Annotated in this window: 13 protein-coding genes and 4 pseudogenes; 5 read left to right on the top strand and 12 right to left on the bottom strand. The window is 31.8% G+C overall.

Features of this window, described 5'->3' with window-relative positions; genetic code table 11:
- Window positions 1–296: 296 nt before the first annotated feature.
- The 4 genes from VF726_RS05140 to VF726_RS05125 all read right to left on the bottom strand — a co-directional run bounded on the left by VF726_RS05140 (window position 297) and on the right by VF726_RS05125 (window position 4,050).
- A complete protein-coding gene (locus VF726_RS05140) occupies window positions 297–551 on the bottom strand; it encodes a DUF4318 domain-containing protein (protein WP_440166361.1) in 255 nt (84 codons plus the stop codon).
- A gap of 152 nt (window positions 552–703) precedes the next feature.
- On the bottom strand, window positions 704–1,435 hold the full coding sequence (locus VF726_RS05135) for a Bax inhibitor-1/YccA family protein (protein ID WP_001260642.1): 732 nt from the start codon (window positions 1,433–1,435) through the stop codon (window positions 704–706).
- A gap of 75 nt (window positions 1,436–1,510) precedes the next feature.
- Entirely contained in the window at window positions 1,511–3,406 is a 1,896-nt protein-coding gene (locus VF726_RS05130; RefSeq protein WP_440166359.1) for an ABC-F family ATP-binding cassette domain-containing protein, read from the bottom strand.
- On the bottom strand, window positions 3,403–4,050 hold the full coding sequence (locus VF726_RS05125) for an HD domain-containing protein (RefSeq protein ID WP_061679546.1): 648 nt from the start codon (window positions 4,048–4,050) through the stop codon (window positions 3,403–3,405). The genes VF726_RS05130 and VF726_RS05125 overlap by 4 nt, the downstream gene beginning before the upstream one ends.
- A gap of 109 nt (window positions 4,051–4,159) precedes the next feature.
- Here VF726_RS05125 and VF726_RS05120 point away from each other — a divergent pair, with 109 nt between their 5' ends.
- The 3 genes from VF726_RS05120 (at window position 4,160) to VF726_RS05110 (ending at window position 6,991) form a co-directional block, all read left to right on the top strand.
- Complete coding sequence (locus tag VF726_RS05120) at window positions 4,160–4,957, top strand: hypothetical protein (RefSeq protein ID WP_440166357.1); 798 nt, start codon at window positions 4,160–4,162, stop codon at window positions 4,955–4,957.
- 576 nt (window positions 4,958–5,533) lie between these two features.
- Window positions 5,534–6,343 carry a toll/interleukin-1 receptor domain-containing protein gene (locus VF726_RS05115; protein WP_440166355.1) on the top strand — a complete coding sequence of 270 codons (810 nt, stop codon included), beginning with the start codon at window positions 5,534–5,536 and terminating at the stop codon, window positions 6,341–6,343.
- A 15-nt stretch (window positions 6,344–6,358) separates the two neighbouring features.
- Window positions 6,359–6,991, top strand: a complete 633-nt coding sequence (locus VF726_RS05110) for a hypothetical protein (protein WP_440166352.1) — start codon at window positions 6,359–6,361, stop codon at window positions 6,989–6,991.
- A gap of 824 nt (window positions 6,992–7,815) precedes the next feature.
- Here VF726_RS05110 and VF726_RS05105 read toward each other — a convergent pair.
- The 6 genes and pseudogenes from VF726_RS05105 to VF726_RS05080 form a co-directional block, all read right to left on the bottom strand.
- On the bottom strand, window positions 7,816–8,601 hold the full coding sequence (locus VF726_RS05105) for a toll/interleukin-1 receptor domain-containing protein (RefSeq protein ID WP_440166350.1): 786 nt from the start codon (window positions 8,599–8,601) through the stop codon (window positions 7,816–7,818).
- A 168-nt stretch (window positions 8,602–8,769) separates the two neighbouring features.
- Window positions 8,770–9,018, bottom strand: a pseudogene (locus tag VF726_RS05100) (site-specific integrase); the annotation flags it as partial.
- Between the two features lie 17 nt (window positions 9,019–9,035).
- A pseudogene (locus VF726_RS05095) lies at window positions 9,036–9,497 on the bottom strand (ArpU family phage packaging/lysis transcriptional regulator).
- Window positions 9,498–9,675: 178 nt separating this feature from the next.
- Entirely contained in the window at window positions 9,676–10,209 is a 534-nt protein-coding gene (locus VF726_RS05090) for a TIR domain-containing protein (protein WP_440166349.1), read from the bottom strand.
- The gene (locus VF726_RS05085; RefSeq protein WP_440166347.1) at window positions 10,199–11,065 is read right to left on the bottom strand and encodes a macro domain-containing protein; all 867 of its coding nucleotides are present in this window, start codon (window positions 11,063–11,065) and stop codon (window positions 10,199–10,201) included. Before VF726_RS05085 ends, VF726_RS05090 begins: the two co-directional genes overlap by 11 nt.
- Window positions 11,066–11,283: 218 nt before the next feature.
- Window positions 11,284–11,898 (bottom strand): annotated as a pseudogene (locus tag VF726_RS05080) (DnaB-like helicase C-terminal domain-containing protein); the annotation flags it as partial.
- 39 nt (window positions 11,899–11,937) lie between these two features.
- Between VF726_RS05080 and VF726_RS05075 the strand changes: the two are divergent.
- Window positions 11,938–12,100 (top strand): annotated as a pseudogene (locus tag VF726_RS05075) (site-specific integrase); the annotation flags it as partial.
- Between the two features lie 725 nt (window positions 12,101–12,825).
- Here VF726_RS05075 and VF726_RS05070 read toward each other — a convergent pair.
- Both VF726_RS05070 and spoVS read right to left on the bottom strand, forming a co-directional pair.
- Window positions 12,826–13,491 (bottom strand): 3-hydroxyisobutyrate dehydrogenase, encoded by a 666-nt coding sequence (locus VF726_RS05070; RefSeq protein WP_440166345.1) that lies wholly within the window; start codon window positions 13,489–13,491, stop codon window positions 12,826–12,828.
- Window positions 13,492–14,034: 543 nt separating this feature from the next.
- On the bottom strand, window positions 14,035–14,310 hold the full coding sequence (gene spoVS, locus VF726_RS05065; RefSeq protein ID WP_440166343.1) for a stage V sporulation protein SpoVS: 276 nt from the start codon (window positions 14,308–14,310) through the stop codon (window positions 14,035–14,037).
- 460 nt (window positions 14,311–14,770) lie between these two features.
- On the opposite strand from spoVS, the gene VF726_RS05060 reads away from it, so the two are divergent.
- The gene (locus VF726_RS05060) at window positions 14,771–15,355 is read left to right on the top strand and encodes a preprotein translocase (RefSeq protein WP_440166341.1); all 585 of its coding nucleotides are present in this window, start codon (window positions 14,771–14,773) and stop codon (window positions 15,353–15,355) included.
- The last annotated feature ends 165 nt before the right edge of the window (window positions 15,356–15,520 follow it).

The following is a 15,520-nucleotide window of genomic DNA, read 5'->3' as shown; positions in this document are numbered from 1 at the left end:
TATGTAGTTTCAAATTATTAGCCAGTTCTCTCGTTTATCATAAGTATATATTACACCGAAAAATTTACAATACTTTCCTAAATCTTTGTACTATCGATTAGCTTATCATAACCGATTAATACAACTCGATTCATCATAAGTTATACCACCTCACATATTTTTCTTCATTGTAATGAAAAAAGTGTGAAGGGTAAAAAGCTTAAAATAATATACTTTATAATTAAAAATATATTTTCATATCTTATAAAAACAAAAAAGAAACCTTACATATTTCAAACATGTAAGGTTTCAAAAATTTATACTTCACTGCATGAAATGTAATATCCTCCGCGCGCCATCTGTATTTCCGCACGATATAATACTTCTTCTAAGTAAAAAGTTATCGGTTTTACTTTACTCTCAAATTTTAGTCTTTCATTGCATTCAGCCGCATATCCTACTATTGCTGAAGTAATAACTTCTGATGATGGATACGTTAAAGCATCTTCTAGTTCTATGAAAAAACTTTTAGCAAGTAGTTTTTTCATAATCCCTTTCTTCTCTTTCATCATATTCCATCCCCTTCAATTTGAATTACCAACAACCATATTATACCATAACAAAAATTAACCAGCATTAACAGGCAGTATAATCCTCACTGATTAAAATTCCACTCTATCTTTGGAAATAAAAAAATCCTGCATTTTTCATGCAGGATTTTTTATTAGTCATTTTTCGTAAAGTAAGAAACGAAACGAAGAATTTCTAAGTATAACCAAACTAATGTAAGCATTAGTCCCATTGCAGTGTACCACTCCATATATTTCGGAGCTTGACTACGTACACCATTTTCGATTAAATCGAAATCTAGTAATAAGTTTAATGCAGCAACTACGATAACCACTGCACTAATAATAATACCGATTGTACCGCCTTGGTGAATGTACGGAACTGTTACACCAAACATGTTTAGTAGAAATACGACTAAATACATAACCATAATTCCAAGTGTCGCTGCCATCACGCCTGTACGGAATTTATCCGTTACTTTTACTACGCGTGTTGCATATAACACTAACATTGCAAATAGAATTGAGATTGTTAGTAATACAGCATTTAAAACGATAGAATCGCCAAACTTCATTGTATAAACCGCTGAAATACTACCTAATACAACCCCTTCTACCGCCGCATAGATTGGTGCACCAAAAGGTGAAATACGCGGGAAGAACATAGACGCAAATGCGATGATTGCCGCAACGATTAAAGCACCAATTAATACTGGCATTTTCATCGTACCCTCTATCATCTGTATGTATGAATAGACAGACGTTGCAAGTAGCAAGATAAGCATAATAAACGTTTTGCCTACTGTTCCGCCAATAGTCATCGCAGAAGCACTTGCTCCCTCTTTACGGAATGCCTCTTTTTTCAACATTGGATTAGATGTTCTCATTTTTTCCCTCCTAAAATAGGTTCTACCAATAGTGTAAAGTTTTTCTCTTTACTTTTCAATATATGCAGCTTGTTTTTATTTTAATCCTTCAACAATGTCGGATAGTTCACTCCATCTTTCCATCGTTTTTTCTAGCTCTTCTTCTGTTTTTTGCTGTGCTTCAGATAATTCTTGTGCTTTTGTGAAATCAGAACCAACATTCGAGAGTTCTTCTCCAATTGATTCTAGTTTCTCTTCAAGTTCCGCAATTGTATCTTCAATAGTTTCCCATTCGCGCTGCTCGTTATATGAAAGCTTACGCTTACGTTGTTGTTTCGGTGCTTCTTCTACTACTTTTTTCTCTTTCTGCACTTCTGCTTTCTCAATAAGTTCTCTCGTTTTTTCCATTTCTAAATAATCTGTATAACTACCTAGAAATTCGCGTACTTCTCCTTCTCCCGTAAAGATGAACAATTCATCAACTACTTTATCTAAGAAGTAACGGTCATGCGATACAGTTAAAACAACACCTGGGAAATCTTCTAAATAATCTTCTAACACTGTTAATGTTTGTGTATCTAGATCATTCGTAGGCTCATCCAATAATAGTACGTTCGGTTCTCCCATTAATATACGTAATAAGTATAAACGTCTTCTCTCGCCACCAGATAGCTTACCTAGCGGTGTACCGTGTGAATGTGGTGGGAATAAGAAACGTTCTAACATTTGAGATGCACCAATTACTTTTCCGTCTGTCGTATGAATGACTTCTGCGATTTCTTTAATGTATTCAATCATACGTTGATTTAAATTCATTTCTTCATTTTCTTGCGTATAGTAAGCGATTTTTACTGTTTGCCCAACTTCAATTTCACCACTATCAGGAGATATTTTACCTACAAGCATATTTAATAGAGAAGATTTCCCGCTTCCATTCGCTCCAATAATTCCGATACGATCGCCTGGTTTCACAATATGATTAAAATTGTTCAGTACAGTTTTATCACCGAATTTTTTCGTTACATCTTTTAACTCGAGTACTTTTTTCCCAAGGCGGCTACCGCTAAGCGCAATATCAACAGACTGTTTTGCAGCTGGGCCTTCTTGACCTTTTAGCTCATCAAAACGTTGAATACGTGCCTTTTGCTTAGTCGAACGAGCTTTTGCACCACGGCGAATCCATGCTAGTTCGCGGCGATATAAGTTTTGACGTTTTGATTCCTGTGCAAGTTCTTGTTCTTCACGAAGTGCTTTCGCTTCTAAAAACGTACTGTAATTCCCTTCATAACTATACAGTTTTCCATTATCTAATTCGAAAATACGATTCGTCACACGATCTAAGAAATAACGATCGTGGGTTACAAGTAATACTGCACCTGTATATCGTGCTAAATATTCCTCTAACCATTCAACTGTCTCATGGTCAAGATGGTTCGTAGGCTCATCTAAAATTAATAGATCCGGTGTTTCAATAAAGCACTGCGCCATCGCAATACGTTTTTTCTGTCCACCAGATAAATTTCCCACAGTTGCTGTGAAATCAGTAATTCCTAATTTTGTTAATAACGATTTTGCATTCGCATTTGCTTCCCAAGCGCCCATCGCATCCATACGTTGTTGCACTGCAAATAATTGTTCCTGTACCTTTTCATTACTTGGATCTTTTTCGATATGTAATAGCGCCTTTTCATAGTCACGAAGAAGACGAATTAAAGGTGTATCACCATGGAAGACTTGTTCTAATACTGTTAATTGCTCATCAAACTCTGGTTGCTGTGATAAATAACTAATTGTATACCCACGTGAATGCGTCATATCACCTGTATCAGGAGTTTCTAACCCTGCAATAATTTTTAATAATGTCGATTTACCAGTACCGTTTACACCAATAATTCCGACACGTTGTCCTTCTGTAATACTACATGATAATCCATCAAATAACGGTTTTTCTCCGTATGATTTCGATAAGTTTTCCACAGTTAACATTTTCATATTTGTGCATTCCACTCTTTCATAAATTGTTCAATAAACTGTTCCATATAACGATGTCGAACTTCAGCCTCTTGTTTTGCTGCGTCCGTGTTCATTAAGTCTTTTAGTTTCAAAAGTTTTTCATAAAAATGATTTAAAGATGGATCGTTATTTTTTCTATATTCATCTTTCGTCATCACTTCACGCGGAGGAATAGTTGGATCATACATTAATCTCCCTTTCGCCCCACCATACGCAAATGTGCGAGCTATTCCAATTGCTCCAAGAGCGTCTAAGCGATCCGCATCTTGAACAAGCTTTCCTTCAAGTGAATCCACTTTACCGCCATGACCACCTTTATAAGACATATTGGCAATGATATGAAGAACATGTTTACTTTCCTCTTCTTCCACATGTAATTCTTCTAACCAATCAGAAACTTTTTTCATTCCTGCTTCTTCACTTTCATTTAACTTCTCATCAGCCACATCGTGAAGTAATGCTGCCATTTCAATTATAAAACGATTTCCTCCTTCTTGCTCGGATAAAGAAATCGCCAGTTTATGTACGCGCTCAATATGATACCAATCATGCCCACTCGCATCTTTTTCTAAAATATGTTTTACAAAAGTAATTGTTTTTTGAATCTTTTCTTGTTTTGTCATTTTATATTCACCCAGTTACTTATTGTAACACGCCCGCATTTTTTCATCACATATTTTCTTGTCCGCCCATACACTAGGTGGTAAGCATCATCATGAAGGAGGAATAACTATGTTCTATAATAATCAACCGCCTTATCCACAACAACCATTTTACCCTCAGCAACAGGAACAACGGTATGAAGAACAATATGAGGAATATGGGGAACAAGAACAACAATATGAACAAAATCCATACGAAACACCGCAAAATCAAGAGCAACAATTTCAGCAAAACGCATACGACACACGTCCAAATTATGATTACCCTCAAAATCCATACGCAGCACCGCAAAATCAAGAACAACAATTTCAGCAAAATCCATATGTAGCACCACAAAATCAAGAGCAACAATATCAACAAAATCCATATGCAGCACCACAAAATCAAGAACAACAATTCCAACAAAATCCATACTCAACTCAGCCGCAACAACCGCAATACCAACAACAAATGTACCAACCAAACTACGACGCGCGTGTCTCACCACCTAAACCACCAACAATTGATCCGACACAACCACAAATTTTACCACCAGGACCAACACTCGATATTACACAACCGCAAATCTTACCACCAGGACCAACATTTGATATCACACAACCTCAAATCTTACCGCCTGGACCAATTACAGAACCAACACAACAACAAATTCAACAAGTTGTCGGTACACAGTTTTTACCCTTAAAGAAACCTGTACTAGATTTCGTAAAACCTTGGGTAGATTACGGTTTAAATGAAGCAAAACATACATCGCACAAACATGCTTTAACAGAAGTTGCTGCGATTATGTTTTTAGTTGGGAAAGGATTCAATCCAACGATTGCACATTATATTGTGGAATCTTGGGAGAAGAATGAGCAGTTTTAGGGTTGTTCGTTTCAATTTAAACAAAACAAAAAAATTGTCACAAATGCCTGTTTTATAAGCATTTGTGGCACTTTTTGTTTGTTATGTTCAAAATGGAAATTTCATGTTTTTTCACATATTTTTATATTATTTATAAGCAAATAATATCTTTTTAGTTAAACTGTATTAATTGCTTTTTATTTTAAAAACAATTCATTTAACATAAATTTCTGCAATAAATCTTGTATTACAATCACCTTCATAAATAGGTATTACCTTCCCCACTGTTGAACTTGTATTCTGAAAAATATACCTTCGTTTTAATATAATCATATTAAATGCAAGTTTATCTGATAATATTTTCCCACGGTATCACTACTTGTTATTAAATTGTGGTTTATTTTATTCAAACTAAATTTCGGGTAAAACGTGTGGGTTTGTCTACCATATTTTAGACCATATGGATGGTATAGATTGACTAATATAGATAGTTTTTAATACGTATATATCATGAATAATCTGGACATTCATCTTCACAAACTATAAAATCATATATATAAATATCACCTATCAAAATTTAGAAAGGATGCACTATTATTGTCACAAAATATTGAAGCTATTTTAATTAGTCACGCACACAAAGATGCAGAATATGCAAAAGCGTTAGTTGATATGATTACAGTTACAAGAGTTGAGGATAAAGGGGTTAAAATTATTTGTAGTTCATATTATGGACGTGACATCCCTGCAGATGTCAATATATATGATTATCTAAGTTCTACACTCCAAGGAAATGTTTGGGTTATTTATCTTCTTTCTAAAAATTATTATAATAGCGCTGCTTGTTTAAACGAAATGGGAGCTACTTGGGTCCAAAACAAAAAATACTCAACATTTATTACACCCAACTTTGAGTTTTCTGAAATAAAAGGCGCAGTCGATCCTTCTAAAAATGCATTTAATTTAAATACCAAAGAAAAATTGAATGATTTTAAAAATTTATTACTTGAAAAATTTTCTTTACGATTAGAGGATAACATTTGGGAAAGTGTTCGTGATACATCTCTCAACACAATAAAAATTATTGCAAAAAAAGAGTTAGAAAGTTCTCCGACAGAAAAGGTAGAGTTTGAAACAGTAAAAAAATCTGAAGGTAGTCAAATTAAGGTTATACTACGTGTAACAAATTATAATAATTTCTCTATGGATTTATCTTTCGTTAAAATACAACTCAAGGACAGTAATGGACAAGAATTCCTTATTGAGGATGAAATTACAGATGTTTGCGTGCATAGTTTCGAAAACAAATTAATTTATAGAACGTATTCTCTAGAAGACTCTAACTATTCAGCAGCTAGACATCAATCAGTTGCAATTGAAGATTTTAAATTTCACAAAGCTTATTAAAAAGGAGCGAGCTTCATGAAAATTAGCCTCAATGCTGAACAAGAAGAATTAAAAAAAATTATTAAAGAAAATCTAAGTATCACAAAACAATGGCAATCTTTAGATCACAAGACTGTAGAAGAAGCATTTAAAATAATGAAAACAGCTGCACATAAGCTTCATATGCAATTGGATCCTAAACCTAAACACCATAAATATATGATAAAAAATAGAGGTATGGAACCGGATAACCCTGAGTTTTACAATCATATCCATCCTGTGGAAGATCTTTTAAGTTACCTTGACGATTCATCTGCAAATGATGATCCAATTGACTTCACATTAGGAAATACATTTGAATTCAATGTATATTCAAATCGTTGGGGACATATAGATAGATATGAATTAACAAGAACTGAGAACGGATGGCATGTTAGACATTTATCATATGATGGAGAAGATAATATGCATGAAATGAAAACACTTTATGCTGCCATGTCTCATGATGGTATTGCTTTCCCTCACTCAGTTAAACATTACTTCTCTTCTATTTGGCAATTAGCCGAAGATGAAGGATTGGAGTATCACCAAGTTCAAGAAATGTTAAATCGTGTAGCCGATTGGATTTCTCAAACCGAAATGAATGCTCCTAGAGATATGTTGATATAGAAACATTAAACTGGCTCCCTAGATTGAACTGTTATATCAATCTAGGGAGCCGATTCTTTTTATTTCACTTGCATATAGTGTGGACTAGCCATAATATAATACACATTCCCTTGAAAGTTTTTAACCTATATTGTGCGAATCCATTTACTATTGCTTGATGTAGAATTGTAAATCCTAATCCTACATCAACTGTACCTACTACATAATTATTATTCCACGCAGAACGATCATAATAATTTAAGTTATTAACCTTAGATTCTACTCTTTTCGATTTTTTTATTTAATTGAATTTCACTAATATCTTCTACACTTAACATTCATATTAGTACCACCTATGTAATTTTTTATATAATAAAAATTAGCCTATATACTGGATATTCTTTGTAAACTAAACCCCATTAATTCTCTTCATGCAAATTATCTTTTAAATCTAAATACTCCTTTACAAGATTAACTGTTGACACAAAAACAGCAAAAATTGAAAATTATAATAGATACATACACCTTGCTTGTACCACAGCAGTCGCTAATGAAACAATAGCCCCTCCGAAACTATTGCAGCTACGATTAAATCTACAATTTCTTATGTTTTTTTATCCAATTTATTTGAAACACAATACAATAAAGAATTGTTAAAAAACCTACTATTAATATCGTTACCATAGTCTTTCCTAAAGCTTCACCCCATAATCGTTCTCCCTATTACGTTTTGACAAAGTTTTATTTTCTCTTGTTTATAAACTAAATATCAAAAAGCACCCCATTAGAGGGATGCATTTATATTATGTATTTATTTAGATGGCTTTTCTTTGTACACCCTATATTCACCTATTTTTTGCTTCCAAATACCTTGCTACTTGTTCCAAATTATGTGCCCCCGCTTCTAAATCCTTCATAATTTCTACAGAACCCTCAATACTAACTAATTCATCAATACAATTGTACATCATTGTACTGGTTGTTTTTACTTCTTTAATTAACCCTGTAGGTATCCTAGGAATTCGTCTTTCATGAAGCATTTTCTGTTGATTTATTGTTTTTTCTTGTTCAACCAACTTAGAGTAAATAACATTCAAAAGGTCTCTATCGGTTGGTCCATCCTCTCCTTCATTGCTCTCATTTCTATCTCCATTAACTATTGCATTTATAGCTTCTTCAAGGGGCTGCCACCACATTTCAAAAGCTTTTTCTAACCTACTTTCATCTAACCTTCCGTCTTGATTACTTATATTAATACTTTGAAGTAAGCTAAGAATGCTATCTTTCTCTAAATTTTTCGTTGATTGAAATTGTTTAAGAGGACCTTGATCCAATATTGTTACCTCAGCCTTATATAAAATAGGTATAACTCTTGACTCAAATTTTTTTGAGAGTGCCCCCGCCTCAAAATTAAGCCATGGTGCTTTAATGTTCGATGGAGTAACAAAGATTAAACCAAATACAGACTCTTCTAGATTATCTGCAATACTATTTCCCCATCTTTCACCCATATTAATATCTTGAGCTGACATATAAGGATCTACATATTGAAGTACATTTGGTAACCATTCCTTAAAAATCGTAGCTAGTTGCTTACTTTCACTACCTGACCAACTTAAAAAAACTTTCATTTTATATAATCTCCTTCATCATAAATATTTATTCATAATTATATCAAAGTTTAATCATATAAAATGGCCCAACACCTAAAATTGTTCGCCGTTTTTCGACAAATAAATCAATTATTTATTAGTACCTTCACACCTCTTAATTACATACTCACTGTCATCTCGTTCTTAAATACACCAACGTAATTCTCTCTTTAATGCTGGAGTTAATTGAATACGTTTCTATTTTCCTGTCTTTTTTCTCATTGAAATATGACTACTTTTTAAATCACCTATCCTCAATTTCAGAATGTCACTAATACGTAAACCCCTGTTGATTTCCCTTACAAATAAAATATAATTATATTCACTGTTTTCCTTCAAATACTCTTTAATTTGTTGTATTTTCTCTGAATTACGGATAGATTGAACAAAGTTCATAAGTTATCCCCATCATCCTATTCTTCAGTCTCATATACTTCTAATCTAAGAGAAAAAGCTTGTTTATAAAAAGCATTAGATTTATTTCGTCTATATGTACGCTCACTCATACCAATCTCGTTATAAACCATGTAATCAAAGACTTCTTCATCCTCTTAATATCGTCTAATCATAATATTAAATTAATTATCAATAAAACAACTTAATGCCTTATCATTTTGAAAAGATAACCGTTGTAATTTTACTTCCTTTTTATTCATAGCAACATTGGCTAAAACAATTTCTTCAGCTGGCTTTCCTACAATTTTTGTTGGACCATGGTATCTTACTTCACTAGATGATGTGACTTTCATCCTATTTCTAATCATCCCAAATTGTTTATAAATGCGAACATTTTCAAGAACTCCTTCTAAACGAACGTGTGTTTCTTTTCGATCGTTTTTAGGTGGAAAATTTAATTGTGCCCTATACAAAAACACTCCTTATCTATTTTGTTAATAAAAATAAACAGTGAACACCAAACCATAGAGCAATATCACTAATGCTCCCTATAGCTTGATGTCCGCTGTTTCTTCCAGTAGGACTAGATGTTTAATTATTATAGTAGATAAAAAGAAAGATACTATAACTATTTTGTAGCTCCACCAAAACTAGCTTTTAGTAATTTAATGACCATTTTGGTCCAGGATATTTAAGATTGTGTACCGTCATACACCCTAAGGCATTCAAAATATGTTCTTTATTAAATTTAATATGTAAGCAAGATAAACCTTTTCTAAATGGATCATTTAATCTTTCTTTTAATGCTTTGGGCCATCTCTTTTCTAACATTGACCATTGATTATTGATTTGTCCTTCAATACCAGAATAGGCAATAATTAATGGTAATTTATAGTCATCCAAGGCTTTTTCTATTTCATAATTTAGCATACCTCGATCATAATTAGTGTCATCCGATAAAACCAATAACATAACTCTTGAATTTCTAAGTCTTTCTCTTAATACTGCTTTTAAAGTATCCTTTGAACTTGAATCTCTAACAGCTCTTGTCTTCTGATGACTATCAATAAATTTAAAATCCTCATCTTTTGCCCACGATTTAAGTAAATTAAAATATCGAATATCTGACGCTGTTGGGTTAGTTACACCTTGTCCATCAAAAGCTACATAAACCCCATTTCTATATGCCATTTTTCTCCAACTCCTTCAATTTATAAAAATTGATTTCATTTTTTTGACTTTCATGTATAACAACTTTAATTTTAGACGGTTCCTTAAATTTCACCTTACTGATTTTAAATGTCCAAATAAGTACTTCCAGTAGATCTTGATGAGTAGCATTAAAATCCCGATGCCTTGTAATCCCTGCTCCTAACAAAGGAATTACGACTGTTTTTTGACTGTATAAAGCATTTACTTCACTCCAAAACTTTAATAAACAAGTAGCATATTCTGTTAGTCTTAAATTAGCTTCATTTTTCTCATTAAACTTTGAAAAAGCTACAAGAAAATAATCACTATCTTTAAAGACACTTCCAAGCTCATATTTAGTTTTATTTCCTCCAAGTTTTCTTGTAACATCAGTTTCCTTAATCTGGAGTCTAAGATCATTAGCTATTCTGTCATTTAATTTTTGGATATCATCTGAGGATTGATAGTTTCGCATTAAATACTGACCGTTCAGTGAAGTTGACGAAATCACATTTTCATCAACTATGGTATCGAAATATTCATTAAATGCAATTACCTTAAAGTCATCGGAATCTTGTTGAAATATATCTCCGACGGTTATTTCGAAATTTGAACCATCTAAATTTAAAGTAATCTCACCCAATCCAGATTTTTTAATGACAGAAATAATAAAATAAAGGCAAGTAATAACTACTAAAACAATTAAGCTAAAAACTTTAACTTTTAACTCTACATCTATAAATGATAGTAATCCAGTTGTCGCTGCAAATAACATACTCGGAAAAACCCAAGTACTTTGCCAAAAACTTTTATCATTAATAAGTTCCCAAATGTTCAATCTTCTTTTCTTAGACATACTTATATTCTCTTCCTTCCATGATTTATATTACAAAATAATTAATATATTAAGAGTATAATACAATCATTTTAACTTATATATAAATTATGTGATAATATTTGAAAAATATCTACTTAATTTAATTGCTTACATCTTTAATTACAACAAAATGATGATTTGAATTCAAAACACACTCACTAAGAGTTTTTTTGCCCACATCATTATTAATTCGATAAAGTTACCACGTGCTTAATTAACTGTTTTTCTCCTATCTCAAGCGAAAATACACCCATTGCTGTATTGGGCACTTACTACGTGGAAAGCGACATTTAATACAAATGCTGTTTCCACATAGAAGGACGGGCATCAACAGTAATTAAATCGCCTTCTTGTAAATCCGTCTGTTATTGTATTTAACTCGTCGTAACCATTTGATATACCAGTTAGATCTCCTACATCAACCTGCATTTCCTTATATAAATCAACAAGTTTTTCTTTCAAGTTAAATTCATCTGAGTAACCTGTTTCTTCAATGGCGATTAGTTCATCAATTAATGTACAATAGCACTTATATCTCTTTCATGCTGAAGGCGGTTATATAAGCTACCAGCAACCTATTGAGCATGTCGCATCTTCCAAGCTTCAATCACTAATCCTTCGTAATACGAGAATTTTTTAGTTGTCATAACAACTTCCGTCAAGTTTATAAAGAATTCAATTCCACCAATTTGATTCACAAAACTTTCATCGAATTTCCCCGTGAAATTGACAAGATTTATTGAAACCTCAGCATCCTCTTGCTCTCTCATCTCTTTAAAAATCATTTGATGTGTCAGTAAAGAAAACTCATTCCCCTTTATTTTGAAACACTTAATTAATCACCCTCTTAAATAATACTTCAGGCTGGAGAACACCCTAAAATTGTACGATATCGCTTAAGGACATTCATCTATTCAAATGACTTTAGACAAGTATAGCCACATCACACAGAACATGCAGCAACAAGCAGCGGAAAACTTTGAGAGCATACTCAAATCTAATGAAAACACCTGATAAAAATGAACAAATTTTAATATGAACAAAATGTGAACATCGAGGAAAATCACTACTTAAAAAACCTTGATATAATAAGTTTTTTATACTAAATCGTAGAACCTTAGGAGAAGAATGAGCAGTTTTAGGGTTGTTTTATATAAAACAACTGAAAGTTCCCCATAATATCTATGGGGAACTTTCATTACTATTTCTAAGCAGAATAATGAATCACCATACCTTTAAATCCATCTTTATATACAAAGTACATAGTTTCTTATAAATTACTTCTCATCTCCTTGTATTTCCTTATAAATTTATGTTTAAATATGTACAATAGCGTTCTTGCTACTTAAATTTTTTTAATTACTGAGATCTGCCTATTCTCTAAATCAGTTATTATAGACAGGCACAAATGATTTTAACTACTCTACAAAAGAGGTTTAATAATAATTAGTCCCAACTACCCTTCACAACGGTCTAGTAATTTAATTGGAAAACTTCAAGTAATAGAGATATAAAAAGATGAATTCTAAAATGGTTCTTGAAGTAATTGGAGAATTTATATAAAGAGAAATAATTATAATTCTTTATATAAATTCTAGTACAGCATATTTTCAATAACTCACAAAGATTTAAAATCATATATACTAACAAAACCTAGATTTTTATAAAATTATATAAATTCAATCTCGGTACATACTTTTCTGTAAACATAATATTTTCCAAATATTATTAACTCTTGACTATTTCACTTTATTAGGTTGAGGGTAATCTTCGTCTTCAATTGTATCAATTAATTCTAAAATTATTCGTATTTTATATGATGTTCGAAGGTTATTATTTATTATCGAAAAGATTGATATTATGAAATAGAAAACCCAAGTACCTGTATTAATTATGTAATCAAATTCCTTAGATACATGCACATTCACTATCGCATTTTGTTCTTTTATATACCAAAGTAATACACCCGTTCCAAGCGTAATAAGGGTTTTTACTATCAAATCATAACTTTCTAGATTTTTTTCAATTACCTTTAAATGTGCTGATAATAATTTCACTTTCAATTTTCCTAATTTCACTAATTCTTCTCTAATTAGTTCTAAATTGTTTAAAAAATTATACTTTGGTTTTTTCTTTAATAATCTTTTTTCAAAAGTTCCATACCCTTTAAAATCTGCCTCTGTCCATTCATATAAACTATTATATTTCTTATTTGCCTTTCTAATAATTCTCTTCCTTAAAATAGAACTATTTAAAAAATCATATAAGATTTTTAATATAAATACGCTACTAAGTATTGAAAATAGTGCTTTTCCCAATATAGGATTAATTGTTAATCCTACGATTATCGCTATAATCCCCCCCATTATTCCAGTGCATATATAAATCATAATTCTCTTAAACACTTCTAAGCGACCTCCTTTGTCCATTTATACATCTCGGAAAACTTTTTTATTAATAAAAATAGTTTACACAAAACTCATTATCTTTATATTTTTATATAAGCAAAACTTATTATATAGATTTATTTTATATAATTCAATTATTTATTTTTACCTACTAAAAGGGCTCAATATTTTACATAAATTTATCAAAAATGCGGTAAAATTATAGATTCTCGGAAGGGGGAAAATATTCATATTGAAGAAAATAATTCCTAAAACCCTTAATGTATCAGTATTAATATGAATACATCGCGTAATCTTATAATAAGAATGGAAAGCTTTAGAATTGTTTATAAAAAAACATCAAAAATACCAAATCCCTTATATCACAAAAGATTTGGTATTTTTAAACATCTAGAATTCAACTCTAAATTTAGGAAGAAATTAACGGATACTCATCTGGTACAATAACGTGTCCAGAACCAAAGAGCTGCAACATGAAATAACGTATCTAACCTAACAAGACTATCAACTTTTCCAAATTCCTTTTGTTAACACTCTTCTTTAAGATCTTTTCCTTCTAGGACCTATAATTAATTTAATCGCTGTTCTTTCTTGATCATTAATAGTAACCTCTTGAAATGCTGGAACAAAAGCTAAGTCAATACCACTTGGAGCAACAAATCCTCTTGCGATCGCAATTGCTTTTATTGCTTGATTTAAAGAACCCGCCCCAATCGCTTGAATTTCTACATTTCCACTTGTTCTTAGTACACCTGCAATTGCACCTGCCACTGAATTTGGTTTTGATTTTGAAGATACCTTTAATATATTTTCCATGTAAGTTGCTCCCTCTATTATTTAATCGCCCTTTTGTTACCGTTTAAAATATTTCAACGTATCTTTTACTACTATTCACACCAAAAGCAAACAATGCTACATATGTACATTCATTCGATACTTTTCGTCTTCTTCCTGCCCCACTACGTAAATAAAGGACAACAACCATAAACTCTAATATACAAACGTTTTAAAAGACAGACATTCACTTAATCGATCACATCATTACAACTGAGGATAATGGTTTTATTTTTACATGTGAAAGTAAAATATGCGTTCCCGCTCCACTTCAATACCCCAATATATTCCACTTATATTTTCACCAAATCATTAACCTTTTTTTCTTCAAAAATTGTTATAGCTACTATTAGCACTTTATACTCCAAATCTATCACCTTTTATATAAGACAAGCATAAAATACTATGAGTATACACTTCATTCATAATAGGGGGTAATATATTGGGTTCATACTATCATTCTTCAAACTCCAATAAAAAATGTTCATGCAACTCTTCTTCCAGCTCATATAAAAAATGCTCGTGCAACTCCTCTTCTAGTTCATATAAAAAATGTTCATGCGACCATTCACATAAAAAAAGCTGTCCGGCATACGGTACTTTTTGGCAAACTGAGTTTATAACTGTTCCGTTCGGAGATCCTTTTCCATTTAATCACGTTGGCCCTATAGCAGGAGGAGTTTCCTTACTAAATCCTACTACTATACAATTTAGTCAAGCGGGGGATTATAGAGTTTCTTTTATTTCTACTATAAACACTACTTTAAATCCTGTATTTCCACATATCCCAGTTATGACTATATTTTTAAATAATAATCCACTTGCTAATAATCAAGGTGACTTTGCTTTTCAAATGAATACTTCATCAAATAACGAATGCCTTCAACTTGTAGGCGAAACGATTGTTACAGTTCCAGCTAATGCAACTCTTCAATTAAAAAATAATAGTGGTTTTAATCATCAAAGTATTGTAACTTGTGATAATGGTATCAATGCAGTTGAATTAACAGTTATAAAAATAAGTTAATAATCTTCTTCACATTTAGATGCTTTTTCATCATCTTTTTTTATTGAAAAATGTTCTTTTAATTCCCATCATCGAACATAAATTTCATTGTATCTTTCAGTTAATCTAATAGACATGAAAAAAGTACCGAACTCTTCTACAAAAGTTCGGTACTTTTTATATTAA

Source organism: Bacillus sp. Brlt_9 (genome assembly GCF_051948935.1).
Lineage (GTDB): Bacteria > Bacillota > Bacilli > Bacillales > Bacillaceae_G > Bacillus_A.
This window is presented reverse-complemented; position numbering and strand designations above follow the sequence as displayed.

What these genes read in the sequence shown, in the direction of transcription:
- VF726_RS05105 (WP_440166350.1), bottom strand. Translation starts at nt 8,601, where the DNA reads ATGAAAGTTTTTTTAAGTTGGTCAGGTAGTGAAAGTAAGCAACTAGCT.
- VF726_RS05090 (WP_440166349.1), bottom strand. Translation starts at nt 10,209, where the DNA reads ATGGCATATAGAAATGGGGTTTATGTAGCTTTTGATGGACAAGGTGTA.
- VF726_RS05130 (WP_440166359.1), bottom strand. Translation starts at nt 3,406, where the DNA reads ATGAAAATGTTAACTGTGGAAAACTTATCGAAATCATACGGAGAAAAA.
- VF726_RS05110 (WP_440166352.1), top strand. Translation starts at nt 6,359, where the DNA reads ATGAAAATTAGCCTCAATGCTGAACAAGAAGAATTAAAAAAAATTATT.
- VF726_RS05120 (WP_440166357.1), top strand. Translation starts at nt 4,160, where the DNA reads ATGTTCTATAATAATCAACCGCCTTATCCACAACAACCATTTTACCCT.
- VF726_RS05135 (WP_001260642.1), bottom strand. Translation starts at nt 1,435, where the DNA reads ATGAGAACATCTAATCCAATGTTGAAAAAAGAGGCATTCCGTAAAGAG.
- VF726_RS05125 (WP_061679546.1), bottom strand. Translation starts at nt 4,050, where the DNA reads ATGACAAAACAAGAAAAGATTCAAAAAACAATTACTTTTGTAAAACAT.
- VF726_RS05140 (WP_440166361.1), bottom strand. Translation starts at nt 551, where the DNA reads ATGATGAAAGAGAAGAAAGGGATTATGAAAAAACTACTTGCTAAAAGT.
- VF726_RS05085 (WP_440166347.1), bottom strand. Translation starts at nt 11,065, where the DNA reads ATGTCTAAGAAAAGAAGATTGAACATTTGGGAACTTATTAATGATAAA.
- spoVS (WP_440166343.1), bottom strand. Translation starts at nt 14,310, where the DNA reads ATGGAAAATATATTAAAGGTATCTTCAAAATCAAAACCAAATTCAGTG.